This window comes from Serratia sp. Z4, from assembly GCF_009900725.1.
GTDB lineage: Bacteria > Pseudomonadota > Gammaproteobacteria > Enterobacterales > Enterobacteriaceae > Serratia > Serratia nematodiphila.
Map to the genome: position 1 here is coordinate 1 of NZ_JAAABD010000001.1, position 15,669 is coordinate 15,669.

General features: G+C 62.1%; 17 protein-coding genes and 1 pseudogene. 8 read left to right on the top strand and 10 right to left on the bottom strand.

The features are described 5' to 3' along the window. Window positions 1-131: pseudogene (locus tag GT753_RS00005) on the top strand (pyrroloquinoline quinone biosynthesis protein PqqE); the annotation flags it as partial. Window positions 132-197: 66 nt separating this feature from the next. Here GT753_RS00005 and GT753_RS00010 read toward each other — a convergent pair. The 5 genes from GT753_RS00010 to GT753_RS00030 all read right to left on the bottom strand — a co-directional run bounded on the left by GT753_RS00010 (window position 198) and on the right by GT753_RS00030 (window position 5,835). Next, a complete protein-coding gene (locus tag GT753_RS00010; protein ID WP_004940661.1) occupies window positions 198-902 on the bottom strand; it encodes a hypothetical protein in 705 nt (234 codons plus the stop codon). A gap of 16 nt (window positions 903-918) precedes the next feature. After that, on the bottom strand, window positions 919-2,094 hold the full coding sequence (locus tag GT753_RS00015; RefSeq protein ID WP_076740530.1) for a hypothetical protein: 1,176 nt from the start codon (window positions 2,092-2,094) through the stop codon (window positions 919-921). Continuing rightward, entirely contained in the window at window positions 2,091-3,377 is a 1,287-nt protein-coding gene (locus GT753_RS00020; RefSeq protein ID WP_160125130.1) for a hypothetical protein, read from the bottom strand. The genes GT753_RS00015 and GT753_RS00020 overlap by 4 nt, the downstream gene beginning before the upstream one ends. 53 nt (window positions 3,378-3,430) lie before the next feature. After that, complete coding sequence (gene cybB / locus GT753_RS00025; protein WP_160125460.1) at window positions 3,431-3,955, bottom strand: cytochrome b561; 525 nt, start codon at window positions 3,953-3,955, stop codon at window positions 3,431-3,433. Between the two features lie 278 nt (window positions 3,956-4,233). After that, entirely contained in the window at window positions 4,234-5,835 is a 1,602-nt protein-coding gene (locus GT753_RS00030) for an ABC transporter substrate-binding protein (RefSeq protein ID WP_103085974.1), read from the bottom strand. Window positions 5,836-6,009: 174 nt separating this feature from the next. Between GT753_RS00030 and GT753_RS00035 the strand changes: the two genes are divergently transcribed. Further along, window positions 6,010-6,591 carry a flavin reductase family protein gene (locus tag GT753_RS00035; protein WP_085336582.1) on the top strand — a complete coding sequence of 194 codons (582 nt, stop codon included), beginning with the start codon at window positions 6,010-6,012 and terminating at the stop codon, window positions 6,589-6,591. On the opposite strand, the gene GT753_RS00040 is transcribed toward GT753_RS00035, so the two are convergent. Beyond that, on the bottom strand, window positions 6,588-6,968 hold the full coding sequence (locus tag GT753_RS00040) for a helix-turn-helix domain-containing protein (RefSeq protein ID WP_033634059.1): 381 nt from the start codon (window positions 6,966-6,968) through the stop codon (window positions 6,588-6,590). The genes GT753_RS00035 and GT753_RS00040 overlap by 4 nt on opposite strands. Before the next feature lie 84 nt (window positions 6,969-7,052). Here GT753_RS00040 and GT753_RS00045 point away from each other — a divergent pair, with 84 nt between their 5' ends. Continuing rightward, window positions 7,053-7,820, top strand: a complete 768-nt coding sequence (locus GT753_RS00045) for an NAD(P)H-dependent oxidoreductase (protein ID WP_085336581.1) — start codon at window positions 7,053-7,055, stop codon at window positions 7,818-7,820. Here GT753_RS00045 and GT753_RS00050 read toward each other — a convergent pair. Beyond that, on the bottom strand, window positions 7,817-8,065 hold the full coding sequence (locus GT753_RS00050) for a hypothetical protein (RefSeq protein ID WP_004940639.1): 249 nt from the start codon (window positions 8,063-8,065) through the stop codon (window positions 7,817-7,819). The two genes, GT753_RS00045 and GT753_RS00050, sit on opposite strands and share 4 nt — an antisense overlap. 194 nt (window positions 8,066-8,259) lie before the next feature. Here GT753_RS00050 and GT753_RS00055 point away from each other — a divergent pair, with 194 nt between their 5' ends. From GT753_RS00055 to feaR, 3 genes are all read left to right on the top strand, one after another. Beyond that, on the top strand, window positions 8,260-8,664 hold the full coding sequence (locus GT753_RS00055; RefSeq protein ID WP_033634055.1) for an Exc2 family lipoprotein: 405 nt from the start codon (window positions 8,260-8,262) through the stop codon (window positions 8,662-8,664). 107 nt (window positions 8,665-8,771) lie between these two features. Beyond that, window positions 8,772-9,413: a protein disulfide oxidoreductase DsbA gene (locus tag GT753_RS00060; protein WP_015376779.1), complete on the top strand. Its 642-nt coding sequence runs from the start codon at window positions 8,772-8,774 to the stop codon at window positions 9,411-9,413. A 138-nt stretch (window positions 9,414-9,551) separates the two neighbouring features. Further along, window positions 9,552-10,445, top strand: a complete 894-nt coding sequence (gene feaR, locus GT753_RS00065) for a transcriptional regulator FeaR (protein ID WP_160125131.1) — start codon at window positions 9,552-9,554, stop codon at window positions 10,443-10,445. 33 nt (window positions 10,446-10,478) lie between these two features. Here the strand turns inward: feaR and GT753_RS00070 are convergent, their stop codons facing one another. After that, the gene (locus GT753_RS00070) at window positions 10,479-11,978 is read right to left on the bottom strand and encodes an aldehyde dehydrogenase family protein (protein ID WP_015376781.1); all 1,500 of its coding nucleotides are present in this window, start codon (window positions 11,976-11,978) and stop codon (window positions 10,479-10,481) included. A 159-nt stretch (window positions 11,979-12,137) separates the two neighbouring features. After that, complete coding sequence (leuE, locus tag GT753_RS00075) at window positions 12,138-12,776, bottom strand: leucine efflux protein LeuE (RefSeq protein ID WP_004940625.1); 639 nt, start codon at window positions 12,774-12,776, stop codon at window positions 12,138-12,140. Window positions 12,777-13,013: 237 nt separating this feature from the next. Between leuE and ada the strand changes: the two genes are divergently transcribed. Both ada and GT753_RS00085 read left to right on the top strand, forming a co-directional pair. Next, complete coding sequence (gene ada / locus GT753_RS00080) at window positions 13,014-14,069, top strand: bifunctional DNA-binding transcriptional regulator/O6-methylguanine-DNA methyltransferase Ada (protein ID WP_160125132.1); 1,056 nt, start codon at window positions 13,014-13,016, stop codon at window positions 14,067-14,069. Next, window positions 14,066-14,779, top strand: coding sequence for a 2OG-Fe(II) oxygenase (locus tag GT753_RS00085; RefSeq protein ID WP_160125133.1), 714 nt, complete (start codon window positions 14,066-14,068; stop codon window positions 14,777-14,779). Before ada ends, GT753_RS00085 begins: the two co-directional genes overlap by 4 nt. Here GT753_RS00085 and tehB read toward each other — a convergent pair. Further along, on the bottom strand, window positions 14,774-15,637 hold the full coding sequence (tehB, locus tag GT753_RS00090; RefSeq protein ID WP_004940615.1) for an SAM-dependent methyltransferase TehB: 864 nt from the start codon (window positions 15,635-15,637) through the stop codon (window positions 14,774-14,776). The two genes, GT753_RS00085 and tehB, sit on opposite strands and share 6 nt — an antisense overlap. Window positions 15,638-15,669: the final 32 nt, after the last annotated feature.

Below are 15,669 nucleotides of genomic sequence, written 5' to 3' on the forward strand. Positions count from 1 at the left end.
CGGTGTGCGGCAAATCGCCGCATCACGGCACCATTCTGGCGGCGCGTGAAGCGGCGAATCGCTCGCAGATCGGTATCGATCAGCTGCGCTTTCGCAATCAGACCAACTCCCGACTGATCTTCAAGGGATAGCGTTGGTGCTGTCTTCACTGAGATCTGCCGGAACGGCCTTTTGAAAATTACGCCACGGTCTAACGCTTAAGGCAGCACCCTGACTTCGCCGTGCTGCAAGGTCAGTACTGCGATAGGGCTGCCGGAGAAGCACTCCTTAAAGAGCCAGCCGCTGGGCCGAAACGCCGCTGCGGGCAGCCCGGCCTGCCACTCCTCCCACTGCGGGGTCGGCTGATCCGACGGCAAAGAGAAAGAGACCAGCCAACCGGCTTCGCAGTGCGCCCTTTGGCCGGTTGGACGGGTGAAGGTATGCGCATCTGCCAGCTCCATCACCGGCGGTAAAACCTCAAAAGCGATGATCGGCACGCCGGCCACGCTTTGCGGCTGAGGGAAGCGCACGGCGGTTACACCGTCCATCGTGATGGGGCTGTCTTCGGTGCCGGGCTGGCGCGGCTCCTGCCGGTTTACCCAGCTTCCCTTTGGCAGGGTGATTTCGCCGAACGGCCTGGCCGCCTCGAGCGTCAGGTAGCTGCGCCGATTCCAGCGTTCTTCCGCCCGCTGGCTCTTGAGATCCTGGATGGCAATGTCGATCAGCATCAGCGCGAACGCTACCGGGTAGATCGCCAGCGCCGAGGCCAACAGATAGCCGCCCCAGGAAAGCGGCGGGCGCGGGCGGCCGCAGCGGGCGGCGGCATATCGCCAGCCCCACCAGGCGAGCAGGATGCCGGCGAGCAGCAGGGCCAATAACAGCGCCAGCAGGCCGGCGACGCCGGCGCCATAACCTAACAGCATGGCAAGTTCCTTATGTTCACGGCGTGGTGGAGCGATAGCGAATGAAGTAGGGCAGCGCCGGGGTCTCCCCGTCATCGCCATAGTGGCTTTCCGGTTCGATCACGGTTTGGCGTGCGTCGTCGCGCCCGTTGTAGCGGTACTCCAACGGCTGTCGGTAGCGCACTTCGGATGAGCGCAGATCGAAAATCAGCGAAAGACGGGCATCGCCGTTATCCGTTTGGGCGACCAGCTTATCGTTGCCCGCCCAGAGCTGATACAGCGATTTATCGCCGGTCTCCAGCAGCACCTTCAACTGCCCGTCGGATTGATAACGCAGAAGCTGATACACTCCTCTGTCCAGCGTTTGGGCGATCAGGTAGATGCCGCCATCCGGAGCCTGCGCGCTTTCCTCCACGCGCACCAGCAGCCAATGCAGTTCAATCACCTCGCCGGTTTTACCGTTAACGGCGATGTGTAACGCGCCGGATCCGAGCACCGGGTTCATCCAGAAATGCACGCGATCGCCATCAACGGCGGTGAAGATCTCGGGTACGGATTTGCGCTTACCGGAGGCGTAAGCCGTCGGTGAGTCCTCCTCGCCGCGCTCAAAGCCCAGCAGTTGCCGCGCGTCCAGCAGCGCCGACAGATCCAGCGTCTGCCGCCAATGGGCGCCGAAGTCCGGGCTGTAGAATACGCCTTCGGTGCTGATGAGATACAGCGCGCGTTTTCCCGGTTGCGCCACCAGTTTGCCGCCGACAAAGGAAGGCCGGTTGTCGTCGCCCTCCGGCCAGGGGATCAGCGCCCCGATGGTGCCCCGTTGCACATCAACCAGTCTGCGGCCCTTAGAGAGAAAAAGCACGCACTCCTGCTCGCCGCAAACCGCATCATGGATCAAGTCGTCGAGTTCCCCCAGCATCTGTAACCCTTTTGGGCCGGCAAACAGCACCTGGCTGAGGTAGTTGGCCGCCCAGCCGTAAAAGCTATTGTACGCGCGGTCTTCACTTCTTTTGCTGGTGAGCAGCAGGGCGCCGTCCTGCGCCGGGTAGCTGTGGATGAGATCGTAACGGGCTATCGTCGGCAACGCCTGGTCGCCCTGAGTCCATTGCCACTGCGCATAGCGTTGCTCAGGGGCGAGCAAATAGACGCCCAGCGCGCTGGCCAAAAACAGCGTCAGGATAATAAGGGGTCTTTTATAAAGCGCTAACGTCATCATTTCAGCTCCGTCACCTGAGCCTGCCGCCATAAACTGCGGCGCAGATTTCTCAGGTATTTAAACGTTTTAAACGTGCGGTGCTGGTCAAAAGAGTACAGGCGGCAGATCTGGGCGAACCCCTCGATCAACAGCGCCAGGCCGCTGACCATCAGCATCAGCAGCAGAATAATCGGCGGCAATTCGCTGCCGAGACGCTTCAGGGTCCAGGCATCCAGGTGAAAGCCGGCCGGGGTATCGGCGTTATCCACCACCATCATGCCGAGTACAAAACACGCCACGATTGCCCCAAAAATGAAGACAACGCGCGCGCACAGGTTAAGACCGGCTTCGGTGAAGTAGCGGCTGCCGCCGATGAGATAGGTTTGGCGATCGCGATGATTGATGATCCCACGCACTTTGGGCAACTCGGGAATGACGTCGTTCTCGCAATACAGCACCTGCAGCGGATCGCCTTTGGCGATGAAAAGCGGATGTTGCCGACGAAATACCGGATGCAGTTTGGTATTGGGGACATTGAGCGCGCGGGTCGTCAACGCGAAGTGCGTCTCCTTCTGACGCCACGCATACGTATCCAAATACTGCACCTGCCGCGGGATCTCATAGTGGCAGAGTTCGTAGTTCAGGGCGTTGACCGTCTCGATGCCGGAGGTCTCGACGCCGTCCGGGAGAGGGGGCGCGGTCTGCAGCGGTGCGGTTGCCGGCACAGCGTCTGCGCGGACGGCCCGGTATTTGATGCCGGGGATTTTCAGGCTGAGCGAGCCGGGCGGCGTGACGTCTTGCCCCAGCAGCACGCGATCCAGCGCCCGGAGCAGACGCCTGCGGCCGCGGTGCCCGATCAGCAGGAGCTCCGAACCGACGAACAGCACTATGCCGATGCCGATAAGGCCGGCGATGATGGCGATAAAGAACAGGACGATGGTCAGCCAGGAATCTTCCCCGTCCATGATGAAAAAGGCCGCCGGGAAACCGCCGGCCAGCACCGCGCCCAGCAGCAGCAGGGCGAAGTATTTCAGCTTGTATTTCAGCGTCCTGTCAGGCTCCAGCCGGCCTTTCGTGCCGTGCAGCAGCCAGTGCAGCCAGTAGCTGCCGTCTTGCAGGCGGTGGGCACCGATCTTCACCCGATCGCCGGCGGCGAGCCTGGCCAGCAGATTTTCGCTGTCGCTGAAGTCGTCGCGGTAAAAAAAGAACGTCTGGCCGGAGGCGATGATCCTCACCAGGTTGTCGGGCGCCGTCTGCTGGCAGGCGCATTGTTCGACGGTCACATTAAAAAATTGGGTTTGCATGTCATTCCCTGTCAGTGGGCGTGGCCCGAAAATTCATCCCTGGCGCCGGGTATTCAGCGTTTTTTCATCAGCGGCAGCATGCGCACCAGCGCATTGTCCTTGACGATATAGTGGTGGAACAGCGCGGCGGTGGCATGCAGGCCGATCAGCCAGTAGCCGAATGACGCCAGCGTTTTGTGCCAGCCGATAATCATTCGTGCCTGCGGCCGATCGGCCACGTCGGCGAACGGCATCGACAGGCCGAACAGATACCACTCCTTGCCGCCCAGATAGCGCGAGTACACCCCCAGCACCGGCAGCGTCAGCAGCAGCAGGTAAATCAGGACGTGCATCAGGTGCGCCAGGCCGGTTTGCCACTTCGGCGGTTTGGGCGCGATGGCGGGCGAGGGGTGGCGCCAGCGCAGGAGCAGACGGGCGATCATCAGCGCAAACACCGTTACGCCGCAGCTGAAGTGGGTGACAACCAGCGCGTACCAGGGGGCGCTGCCCGGTTCGGCATAGCCGCGCAGCTCGATGGTGACGCAGGTGATGACCAGCAGGATCGCCACCAGCCAGTGCAGGCGAATTTGCCACGGCATGTAGGTGTTCTGCACCGGGTTACCTTTTGATGTTAAAGGGTCTGTGTGCCGATGGTAACGAAATGTTACATCGGAGGAAAGCGCGTGCGCGCAATTTAGGCAAAACGCCAGGGGTTACGCCGCTTATTAAGCTATGAATTTAGTGGGTTAAGTGCCTGGCGACAGGGGAGGCAGTTAGCATCGTAAGTTGTGAAGTTAATGCGCGGTAGGTTCAGAGGCTGGCAGCTTATTAAGCGATGAAGCGGGTAGCGCCGCAGCCCTCGCTGCGGCGCCCGGGATCAGTTCAATTTGGCCTTGGCGAAGTCGCTGCCGTTCACGTCCACCACGTAGCCGCTCAGGTTGCTGCGGGTGGCGTAGAACACTTTGCCGGTGGCCAGCGGCAGCCACGGTGCCTGTTTGGCGAAGATCACCTGTGCCTGTTGATACAGCCTGGCGCGCGCCTGCGGCTGGTTCTCCTGGATCGCCTGCTGGATCAGTTTGTCGTAATCCTTATCGCACCAGCGCGCCACGTTGGCGCCGCTCTGCACGCCGGCGCAGCCGAGCAGGGTGGCGAAGTTGTCCGGATCGCCATTGTCGGACACCCAGCCGTACAGCGCGCTCTGTTGCTCACCTTTGCGCAGCCCGGCCAGATACTGGCCCCACTCCCAGGTGACGATCTTGGCCTTCACGCCCACCTTCGCCCAGTCGCTCTGAATCATCTCGGCGATGCGCTTCGAGTTCGGGTTGTAGGGGCGCTGTACCGGCATTGACCAGATGTCGGTCTCAAAGCCCTGCTCCAGCCCGGCTTGCTTCAGCAGTTCGCGCGCCTTCTGCGGATCGTAGGCGTACTCCGGCAGTTTATCGTTGTAGCCCAACATGCCCGGCGGCAGCAGCGAGTTGGCCGGGGTGCCGCTGTCTTTGAACACGGCGGCGACGATCGCTTTCTTGTCTACCGCGTAGCTCAGCGCCTGGCGCACCAGCAGGTTGTCGAACGGTTTTTTCTGGGTGTTGAACGCCAGATAGCCGACGTTCAGCCCGGTAATGTCGTGCAGTTGCAGGTTGTCGTCGGCCTTGATGGCGGCGAATTGCTCCGGCAGCGGTGCCGGGATGATCTGGCATTCGTTGGTTTTCAGCTTGGCCAACCGGGTTTGCGGATCCGGCGTAATCGAGAAGATCAGGTGCTTGCTGGCCACGTCGCCCTGCCAGTAGTGCGGGTTGGCGATGTAGCGGATCAGCGAATCCTGCTTGTACTGCTGCAGCGCGAACGGCCCGGTGCCGATCGGCCAGTTGTCGACGTATTCCGGCGTGCCCTTTTTCAGCATCGCGTCGGCGTACTCGGCGGACAGGATCGAGGCGAAATCCATCGCCCAGTCGGCGACGAAGGCGGCGTTGGGCTGGCTCAGCGTGAAGCGCACGTGGTGTTCGTCCACCGCTTCCACCTTGGTGATCAGCTTATCCAGACCCATGTCGGTGAAGTATTCATAGTTGCCGCCGGAGACCTTGTGATACGGGTTGGCGGGATCCTTCTGCCGCATCACGGTGAACACCACGTCTTCGGCGTTGAAGTCGCGCGTTGGGGTGAAGTATTTGTTGCTGTTGAATTTCACGCCCTGGCGCAGGGTGAAGGTGTAGGTCTTGCCGTCCGGGCTGACGCTCCACTCGGTGGCCAGCGAAGGGGCGGGCGTTTTATCGCTTTCGCGCAGCGTCACCAGGCGGTTGTACAGCACCTGCGAGGTGGCGATAAAGGTCGGCCCGGAGCTGGAGAGCTGCGGGTTGAACGATTCCGGCGAGGCGACGGTGCAGTACACCAGTGCATCGGAAGCGGCCAGCGCGCCGCCCGCCGACAACAGGCCGCAGCCGGCCAGCGCCAATCCGGCGATAGGGTGTTTTAAAAACGTCAAGGCAAGATCCTCAGGTGGAATGAGCCGTTACCGGCGAATTGATTTAACTATAGATAACGGATGGCGAGATGGGGAACAAGCGCCTCATCGGTGCATTCTGTGCGCCCCGCGTTGCCTGCCATTGCGGCGCAGATCTACACTGCTGGGCAAACAGTCACTCGCAAGGATTTCCCGATGAGCCACTTTCGTCCTGTCGCCCTCGAACACGCCAGCCGCCTGCTGAATCACGGTCCGACGGTATTGATCACCAGCCGCAGCCATGACGGCGCCAAACGCAACGTGATGGCCGCCGCCTGGTCGATGCCGGTGGAGTTCAGCCCGCCGCGCATCGCCATCGTGGTGGACAAAGGGGCGCATAGCCGGCAAATGATCGAGGAGAGCGGCGCATTCGGCATTTGCGTGCCGGCGGCGATGTTCATCGACGCCACCTACGCGGTGGGCAGCGTGTCCGGGCTGGATGAAGACAAATTTTCCCGTTTCCATATCGCAGCGATGCCGAGTGCAGCGCTGCAGGTACCGCTGATCGAACAGGGCTGCGTGGCGTGGCTGGAGTGTCGCTTGCTGCCGGAAAGCGGCGCGCAGGAAAAATACGACACCTGTTTCGGCGAGGTGCTGAGCGCGGCGGCAGACGAGCGGGTGTTCCAACAGGGGCGCTGGCACTTCACCGCCGCCAATGCGGATCTGCACACCATTCATCATCTGGGGGCGGGCAACTTCGTGCGCAGCGGCGAGACGCTGCGGGCCAAACCGCTTTAATCGGCCTTGCGTTTGCGGTCTGCATCATAGCGTTCGCGGGCGGCGTCCAGCTCGGGGAAGTGGTATTCCGCCCACTTATCCAGCGCCGTCAGCGTCTCGACCAGCGAGCAGGCGACGGCGCTGAGGCGGTATTCCACATGGGCCTGATTCTTTTCACTTAAATCCAGCCGCTCGAGCAGCCCGTTGCGTTCCAGCTGGCGCAGCGTTTGCGTCAGCACCTTCTGCGAAATGCCGTCGATGCGGCGCAGCAGCTCGCCGTTGCGCATCGGCCGCTGCGCCAGCGCGGGCAGGATCAACATTACCCACTTGCCGGAAATCAGCGCCAGCGCATCGCGCGCGGAGCACTTGCTCGAATAGACGTCGCCGGGATAAGCCATTGGGGGTTACCTTCAGGTGCGTAATTGCCAAGAGGGCGATAAAGCCACAGCATAACAGCACCACCTTACAACGGGAGAAACAGGATGAACGTGCTGATTGTGCTGGCTCACCCCGAGCCGCATTCTTTCAATGCCCATTTGGCCGAACAGGCGCGGCAGGCCTGGCTGGCGCAGGGGCATCAGGTGAAAACGGTCGATCTGTATCAGGAGGGGTTTGATCCGCGCGAGGGCGCCGGCCACTACCCCAGCAGAAAGCAGGCGGACCGGTTCGATGCGATGCAGGAGCAGCGCCATCACTGGACGATCCAGGCGCTGCCGGCGGAGATCCGGCGGCATATCGAGCTGCTGAGCTGGGCGGATACGCTGGTGCTGCAGTTCCCTTTCTGGTGGTTCGGCGCGCCGGCCATCATCAAGGGCTGGATGGATCGGGTGTTCGTTTACGGCGGGATCTACGACAGCCGCCACCGCCATGAGAACGGCGTGATGCGCGGCAAGCGGGCGCTGCTGACCGTCACCGCCGGCGCTTCCGCACAGGCCTGCGCGCCGGACGGGCGCGACGGCGACATGCGGCTGATGCTGTGGCCGATCATGCATGCGCTGCACTATATCGGCTTTAGCGTGCTGGAGCCGTTCCTGGTCTATGGCGTGCGCGGCGGGCTGGCGGGCGAGGAGCGGCAGGCGCAAAACGCCGCGTTGGCGCAGGTGACGCAGGCGTATCGGGCTGGCTTAAGCGACCTTGCCGCCTGGCCGGCGGTGCCGTTCAACCGTAATGAAGATTTTGACGCCGATCTGGCGCTGAAGCCCGGCGCGCCGGTCTACAGTCCGTTCGTGCGGCACCGAGATCCGGCTTAGAACCCGGCCTTCAGCAGTTCCTCGCGCAAATCGTCGATAATCGCCGGTTCGATGTCGGGGAACTGCTGCTGAATATCGGCGATGGCTTCGGCCACGCTCGGGCCGGCGAAGGTGCCGGAGAAGGGCAGCAGCGGCAGATTCGCGTCGCTGTCCGGCAGTTCACCGCGGATGGTGCCGGTGATCATGCCCGCTTTTTTTTCCGCCGTGAGGTCGTACTCCCCCACGCTTTTGTCGATCGGTTTCATTGGCCGCCTCGCTGTCGGTGAGTGTTTACCCTGTTCTGTTAAAGCATAGTGTTTCAGGCAATGAATACCAATCAATGTATATAATATTAATATAAAACAAAGTGATGCGTATTTTTGTCGTTTGACGTTCACCGGGGGCTGGCGCTATGCTCTTGGCGCTAAAGGAACCTTCCTCACTGACAGGGACAGACGACATGAAAAGACTGAAAAGCGCGGCGCTGCTGTTGCCGCTGTTGGCGCTCAGCGCCTGCACTCACTCCCTCAGCAGCGCAGAGCAGCATGCCAAACACTACGTTTATCAAACCCGCGACGACTTCGATCCGCAATTCCGCACCGATGTGAACGGCAGCATTAAAAACGCCGTGCCGATGTTCGAACAGTTCTATCAGCAGGGGAAAAAGGATCGCGCGGCGGGCGTGGCGCGCAGCGAAGCGCAGAAAAAGGCCGACTACCTGGCCAGCGCGGAATTCCAGCAGAACATGCAACACAAAACCATTTTCATCAATCGCGCCTACAGCAGCACCGACAATCCTAAACGCCGCCAGGTGCTGTCGCAGGAAGCGGTAGGCGCCTATTGGGACGGCTACGAAGGGCGCTGACTTAATCCCTCACAAATAGAAGGTAATAAAAACTGGTCTTCTGGCGGTTATTTGATTATAAAAACCGCCGCTAAGGACGATGTTCATAGATGAAACCAGGAGTGTTTATGTTGGCAAAAGTTAAGCGTTCGTTCGCCGCCGCCGTCGTATTGATGTTGGCGCTGCCCGCAGTGCAGGCCGCGGATTACCGTGCGGGCGAGCAATATACCCGGCTGGATAAGCCGGTGGCCGCCGCGCCGGCGGTGGTGGAATTTTTCTCCTTCTACTGCGGCCCTTGCTATCAGTTCGCCGAAACCTACCGCGTAGGCAGCACCGTCGCGCAGGCGCTGCCCGCCGGCGAGAAAGTCACCAAATATCACGTCAGCCTGATGGGCAAGCTGGGCAATGAGCTGACCGAGGCCTGGGCGGTGGCGACGGTGCTGGGCGTGGAAGACAAGATTGAAGGGGCGATGTTTGACGCGGTGCAGAAACAGCGCGCCGTCAACGGCGCCGACGATATTCAGCGGGTGTTCACGGCGGCCGGCATCGATGCCGCCACCTATGAAAACGCGCGCCACAGCCTGCTGGTCAAAGGGTTGATCGCCAAGCAGAATGAAGCGGTGAAAGCGTTCGAGGTGCGCGGCACCCCGTCGTTCTACGTGGCAGGTAAATACAAGATAGATAATGCCGGCATGGCCAGCACCAGCGTCGAAGGTTACGCCAAAGAGTACGCGGCGGTGGTGCGCCATCTGTTGGACACGCAGCCTTAAGGCGATGCTTCCCCGGCGCCCGGTGATCTGTGATCGCGGCGCCAAATCCCCCGTTCGCCATTGATTGTGTGTTAACGGATTGTTATGGTGTTTTTCTGTTCAACGGCGCAGCACCGCTGTTGTTTGAAGGGAGAGATCATGACGGCATTGGCAACGCTCCGGGACGTCGGCTTCGAAGAGTGGCTGGGGAAAATCAACACCGCCTGCGGCCGATTCTGCGCGAAAACGTTGGGGCCCGGCTTTCGCGGGGCGATGCAGGAGTTTCGCGCCCATGCCCTGCGCCTGAGCGTGGTCGACGTGTCTCAGGCCCGGTTGTACCGCACGCCGCGTGAGATCGCCCGCAGCGACGGCGCGCACTTTTTCACCGTCATCCAGTTGCGCGGCAGTGCGTTGATGGAGCAGGGCGATCGCCAAACGCTGCTCTCCCCCGGCGACATGACGCTGATCGATGCCTCACGGCCCAGCAGCTTCACCTTCCAGCGCGATTCGCGCCAAATCTCTTTGCTACTGCCGCGCGGCTGCCTGCCGCCGCCTGGTGCGCAGCGTCTCGGGGCCGAGCTCAGCGCGGTGCGCCTCAGCCGCCAGCTGGTGCTGAGCAGCATGCAGGATCCTCAGCTCGCCGCGGCGGAAAGCGAGGCGGTGCTGAATGCGCTGGCGGCGCTGCTGCGCCCGGCGTTGGCGCTCGAACAGGCGCGTCCGGAGGGGCAGCAACCGGTCTTCGACAAGGCGCTGGCGTTGATCGACAGGCATATTCAGTCGGCGCAGCTGCGCCCTGAGTGGGTGGCGGCCGAGTTGGGGGTGTCGCTGCGCAGTCTGTATCGGCTGTTCGCCCGCCAGGGGCTGGTGGTGGCCCAGTACATCAGGAACCGCAGGCTGGATCTGTGCGCGCAGGCGCTGCGCAGCGCCGCCGGGCAAGAAAAGCTGGCCGGAGTCGGCCTCGACTGGGGTTTTGCCGATCACAGCCATTTCTCGACCGCTTTCAAGCAGCGTTTCGGCATGTCGCCGAGCGAGTACCGTCGGCAGTATCAGTAAGTCAGGGCGCGGGCCAGGCCCGCGCCGCTTCACTCAATAGCGGATGCAGACCGATTTGGTTTCGGTGTAGGCATCCAGCCAATCCGGGCCGAAATCACGGCCGCTGCCCGACTGTTTGAACCCGCCGAACGGCATGTTCGGGTCGATCAGCGTATGGGTGTTGACCCACACGGTGCCGGCCTGAATGCGCGGCGTCAGCGCCATCGCCTGCTGCAGGCTGGTGGTCCACAGGCTGGCGGTCAGCCCGAAGTCGGTGTCGTTGGCCTTGCTCAGCGCTTCTTCGGCGCTCGCCACCCGGATCAGGTTGACCACCGGGCCGAACACTTCTTCGCGCGTCAGGTTCAGCCGATCGTCCGGGTTGATCACCAGGGTCGGCGGAATGTAGAAGCCGTTGGCGTCCGGCCCGGCCGCGCCGCCGATAAGCTCGGCGTTTTTCGCCCGGGCGTCGTCCAGGTAGGCCGCCACCTTGTTGCGGTGCGCGAGCGATACCAACGGGTTGATTTGCGCGCCGGTATCCATCCCCGGCCCGACCGACAGCGATTTCACCGCCTGTTCGAATCCGGCCACCAACCGATCATAAATCGGCGCTTCGATATAGATTCGCGAGCTGGCGGCACACACCTGCCCCTGGTTGAGGAAGCTGCCGAGCATCAGGCCTTCGATCACCTGCTGCGGATCGGCATCTTTCAGCACGATGGCCGGGTTTTTGCCGCCCAGCTCCAGCGTCACGCGGGTCAGGCGATCCGCCGCCGCGCGCGCGATGCTTTTGCCCACCGGCGTGGAGCCGGTAAAGCTGACTTTGGCGATCAGCGGATGTTCGGTCAGCGCCTTGCCGCACACGGTGCCGCGGCCGGTGACCACGTTGAATGCGCCCGGCGGTACGCCGGCTTCGCTCGCCAGTTCGGCGATGCGCAGCAGGGTGAGCGGGGTGGTTTCCGACGGCTTGATGACGATGGAGCAACCCGCGGCCAGCGCTGGCATCACTTTCCACATGCCGATCATCAGCGGGAAGTTCCAGGGCACGATGCCGGCGACCACGCCGATCGGCTCTTTGCGGGTATAAACCTGATATTTGGCGCCCGGTGGCATCGGAATGGAGACATCCAGCGTCTGGCCGGTGATTTTGGTCGCCAGCCCGGCGGTGTAGCGCATCCAGTTCAGGGTGCTGCCGACTTCGAAGGCGCGGGCGATGTTGATGGATTTGCCCTGCTCAAGGGTTTCGAGCTGCGCCAACTCTTCGGCGTGCTGCTCCACCAGATCGGCGAAGCGCAGCAGGATGCGTTCACGCTCTACCGGCAGACGCTGCGCCCAGACGCCTTCGCTGAAGGCTTTGTGGGCGGACTGCACCGCCAGCGCGACGTCGTGTTCATTGGCGTCGGCGGTGGTGGCGATCTGCTGCCCATTGGCGGGGTTGTACACCGCCAGGCGGCCTTCCGCGGCGGACGCGCGCCACTGGCCGTCGATATACAGCCCATGCTGACGATCGAGAAAACGCGACACGCTATCCAGCACGGCTACGGTATTGTCAGACATACATCCTCCGATCAGGCTCATCAGGTTATCGTTAACCCTGCAAGTCTAGATCAGTGGGAAAGCGGCGGCTTTGGTCTGCCTGACATTCGGTTTGTCCTGCGTGTCATTTTGCCGTGACGGGAGAGTAAACCGCGGCCGGCGGGCGCCGGCCGGGAGGGATCACGAGCTCAGGGTCGCCAGACGGGTGGCGAAACCGAGGAACAGCAGGCCGATCAGGCCGTTGCCGAGCTTCGCCAGGCCTTTCTTGTGGTTGAAGAAATGCGCCAGCATCGCGCCGGAGAAGATCAGCGTGCTCATGTAGATAAAGCTGACGGCTTCGAGGATCAGCGCCAGAATGGTGAACGACAGCCCGGTGTGCGCGTAGTTGAAGTCGATGAACTGCACGAAGAACGACACGTAAAACAGAATGGCTTTCGGGTTGGTCAGGCTCAGCGTCAGCGACTTGCGCAGAATGCTGTGGCCGCCTTCAATTTGCTGCTGTTGCGCCTGTGCCTTCTGCACGAAGGTGGCGTAGAGGATTTTTGCGCCGAGGAACAGCAGGTAAATCGCGCCGAGAAAACGCACCAGGGTAAACAGGAACGGCGTGGTGCGGATCAGCGACGCCACGCCGATATAGGCGCAGAAGATCAGGATCGCATCGCCGATAAACACGCCCAGCGCCGCGGTGTAGCCGGCGCGCACGCCGCGCGATATGCCGGTTTTCAGCACGTACAGCGTATTCGGCCCCGGCAGAATGATGATGAAGACCACCCCGGCCAAATAGGTCCATAAATTCAGGACGCCAAAACTCTCTAACACAATAACCTCTCCATGCGCGCAACTAACAGGCAAAAACACTGGCCACGCCCGTGGCCGGCCGCGATCCTAACGCCGTGCAAGCGGGTTGGCAACGTAATAAACTTCATGTTGTTGGTTAAAAATTGTCGAAACATTGTTGAAAACGTCGGCGTCGAATTAAAAAGCAAGAGTCGGCGTGTTTCGCCAACGGCCCGTCACTATGCTGGTTAACATCGAAACCGCAGTGAGGAACGGATGATGAAAAACGTAATCGACAGCGCCGATCCGCGCTGGCTGGCGATCGTCAGCCGCGACAAGCACGCCGACGGCCGCTTTATCTACGCGGTGAAAACCACCGGCGTGTATTGCTCGCCTTCCTGCCCGTCACGCCAGCCGAATCGGCAAAACGTGGAGCTGTTCGACGATGCGGAACAGGCGGAGGCGGCGGGTTATCGGCCCTGCAAACGCTGCCGCCAGGGGCTGACGCCGTTGACAGAGCAGCATGCGCGGCAGATAGCCGAGGCCTGCCGCTATATCGAACGGGCGGAGAAAGCGCCGTCGCTGCAGATGCTGGCGCGCCACGTCGGGTTGAGCCAATACCATTTCCACCGGCTGTTCAAAGCGATCACCGGCCTGACGCCGAAAGGCTACGCCGACGCGCAGCGTAGCCAGCGCTTGCGCACCGGTCTTTCGCAGCAGGAGACGGTGACCGACGCGATCTTCGACGCCGGCTATGGCGCCAACGGCCGCTTCTACCAGCAAGCCAACGCCGCGCTGGGCATGACGCCGAAGGCCTACCGGGCGGGTGGCAAAGGCATGCGCATCCATTTCGCCGTCGGGCGCTGTTCGCTGGGCGATATCCTGGCGGCGCAGAGCGAGGTGGGCATTTGCGCCATTCTGCTGGGGGACGATGCGCAGCAGCTGGTGCAGGATCTGCAGGATAAATTCCCCAACGCCGAGCTGATCGGCGGTGACGCGCAGTATGAAGCGCTGATGGCGCAGGTGGTGGGCCTGATCGAAGCGCCGGAGAGCGGGCTGGCGCTGCCGCTGGATATTCGCGGCACTGCGTTTCAACAGCGGGTCTGGCGGGCGCTGCAGGCGATACCGGTCGGCGAAACCGTCAGCTATGCCGATATCGCCCGGCGCATCGGCGCGCCGAAAGCGGTGCGCGCGGTGGCCGGCGCCTGCGCCGCCAACGTGCTGGCGGTGGCAATCCCCTGTCACCGGGTGGTGCGCAACGACGGCGCCTTGTCCGGTTATCGCTGGGGCGTCGAGCGCAAGAAAGCCTTGCTGGAAAAGGAGGCGCAGCGATGAGCGGCGCGCTGGCGGCGCGGTTGGCCGAATTGGACTGGGCGGCGATCGAACGCGAACTTGATGCGCAGGGGGGCGCGCGCCTGCCGGGCGTGCTCAGCGTCGAGCTGTGCCGGCAATTGGCGGCGCTTTATCCGCATGGCGAGCACTTCCGCAGCCGCATTGTCATGGCGCGGCACGGTTTTGGTCGCGGCGAGTACCAGTATTTTGCGTATCCGTTACCGCCCCCGGTGGCCGAAGTGCGCGGCCTGCTGTACGCGCGGTTGGCGCCGTTGGCCAATCGCTGGAACGCCATGCTGGGTCTGGCGGCGCGTTATCCCGCCGAACACGAGGCCTACCTGACTGAATGCCATCAGGCCGGCCAGCGGCGGCCAACGCCGCTGCTGTTGCGTTACACGGAGGGGGATTACAACTGCCTGCATCAGGATCTGTACGGCGAACGGGTGTTTCCGCTGCAGGTAGCGTTTTTGCTCTCCGCCCCTGAACGGGATTTCACCGGCGGCGAGTTTGTGCTGACCGAGCAGCGGCCGCGGATGCAGAGCCGGCCGGAGGTGGTGCCCTTGCAGCAGGGCGACGCGGTGGTGTTCGCGGTGCATCATCGGCCGGTGGCGGGGGCGAGAGGCTACTATCGGGTCAATCTGCGCCACGGCGTCAGCCGGATACGCACCGGCCAACGCCACACGCTAGGGGTGATCTTTCACGACGCGTTATAGCTTGCGCGCCAGCAGGGTGGCGAAGCGCAGCGAGATGCGGTTGCCGGCGGCGTCGGTCTTGTGCAGTTGGCCGACGTCCTCGTTGTATTTGAGGATCTGCCAGTCGCGGTAATAGTGCTTCAGCTCGCCCGGCTTGAAGGTGAACGGGAACGGCAGCGGGCAGGGATAATCTTCGGTATCCATCGCCGCCACGATCAGATTATGGCCGCCGGGCACGGTGCTGTCCTGCATGTTTTGCACGATATGCGGGATCTGCTGGCGCTCGAGGAACATCAACACCACGGTGGACAGGATGAAGTCGTACTCGCCGCTGAAGCGGTGAGTATTGAGATCCTGCACCCCGGCGCTCAGGCGGGTCAGCTGCTCGGCGTCGATGATCTGATTGAGGCGAGCTATCGACGGCGCGTGCTTGTCCCAGGCGGTGACGTCGAAACCTTTCAGATTGAGATAGAGCGAATTGCGGCCGCCGCCGCAGCCCAGATCCAGCGCCTTGCCCGGTGCGATGCGCGCCGCCGCCTCGATCACTTCGGAGTGGGTGCGCGTCAGTTCGTATTTCTTGTGGTAGTAATCTTCCGGCGTGCAGTAGAACGCCAGCCGGCAGGTCATGTCGTCCGAGAAGGAAACGATGCGATGCCACTGCTGCGGTTCGATAAACGGCGGCTGGCTTTCGGGGCTAAACTGCCAGGTCTCGGTGGTAGCGCCGTCTTCGGTCATCATGGCGAACGTCAGGTTGCCGCTCAGCACGGTGAGCTTCGCCCAGGTGCCGCTCTGGGTGTTGTGGCGCTGGCGAAAGGCTTCCGGCAGTGTGTCACTGTTCCATTCCGGCAGGGTTTTATAACAAAGCAGCTGCTGCTCCATAGGGGGCTCCTCTGGCTGGGCAAACAAAGTGA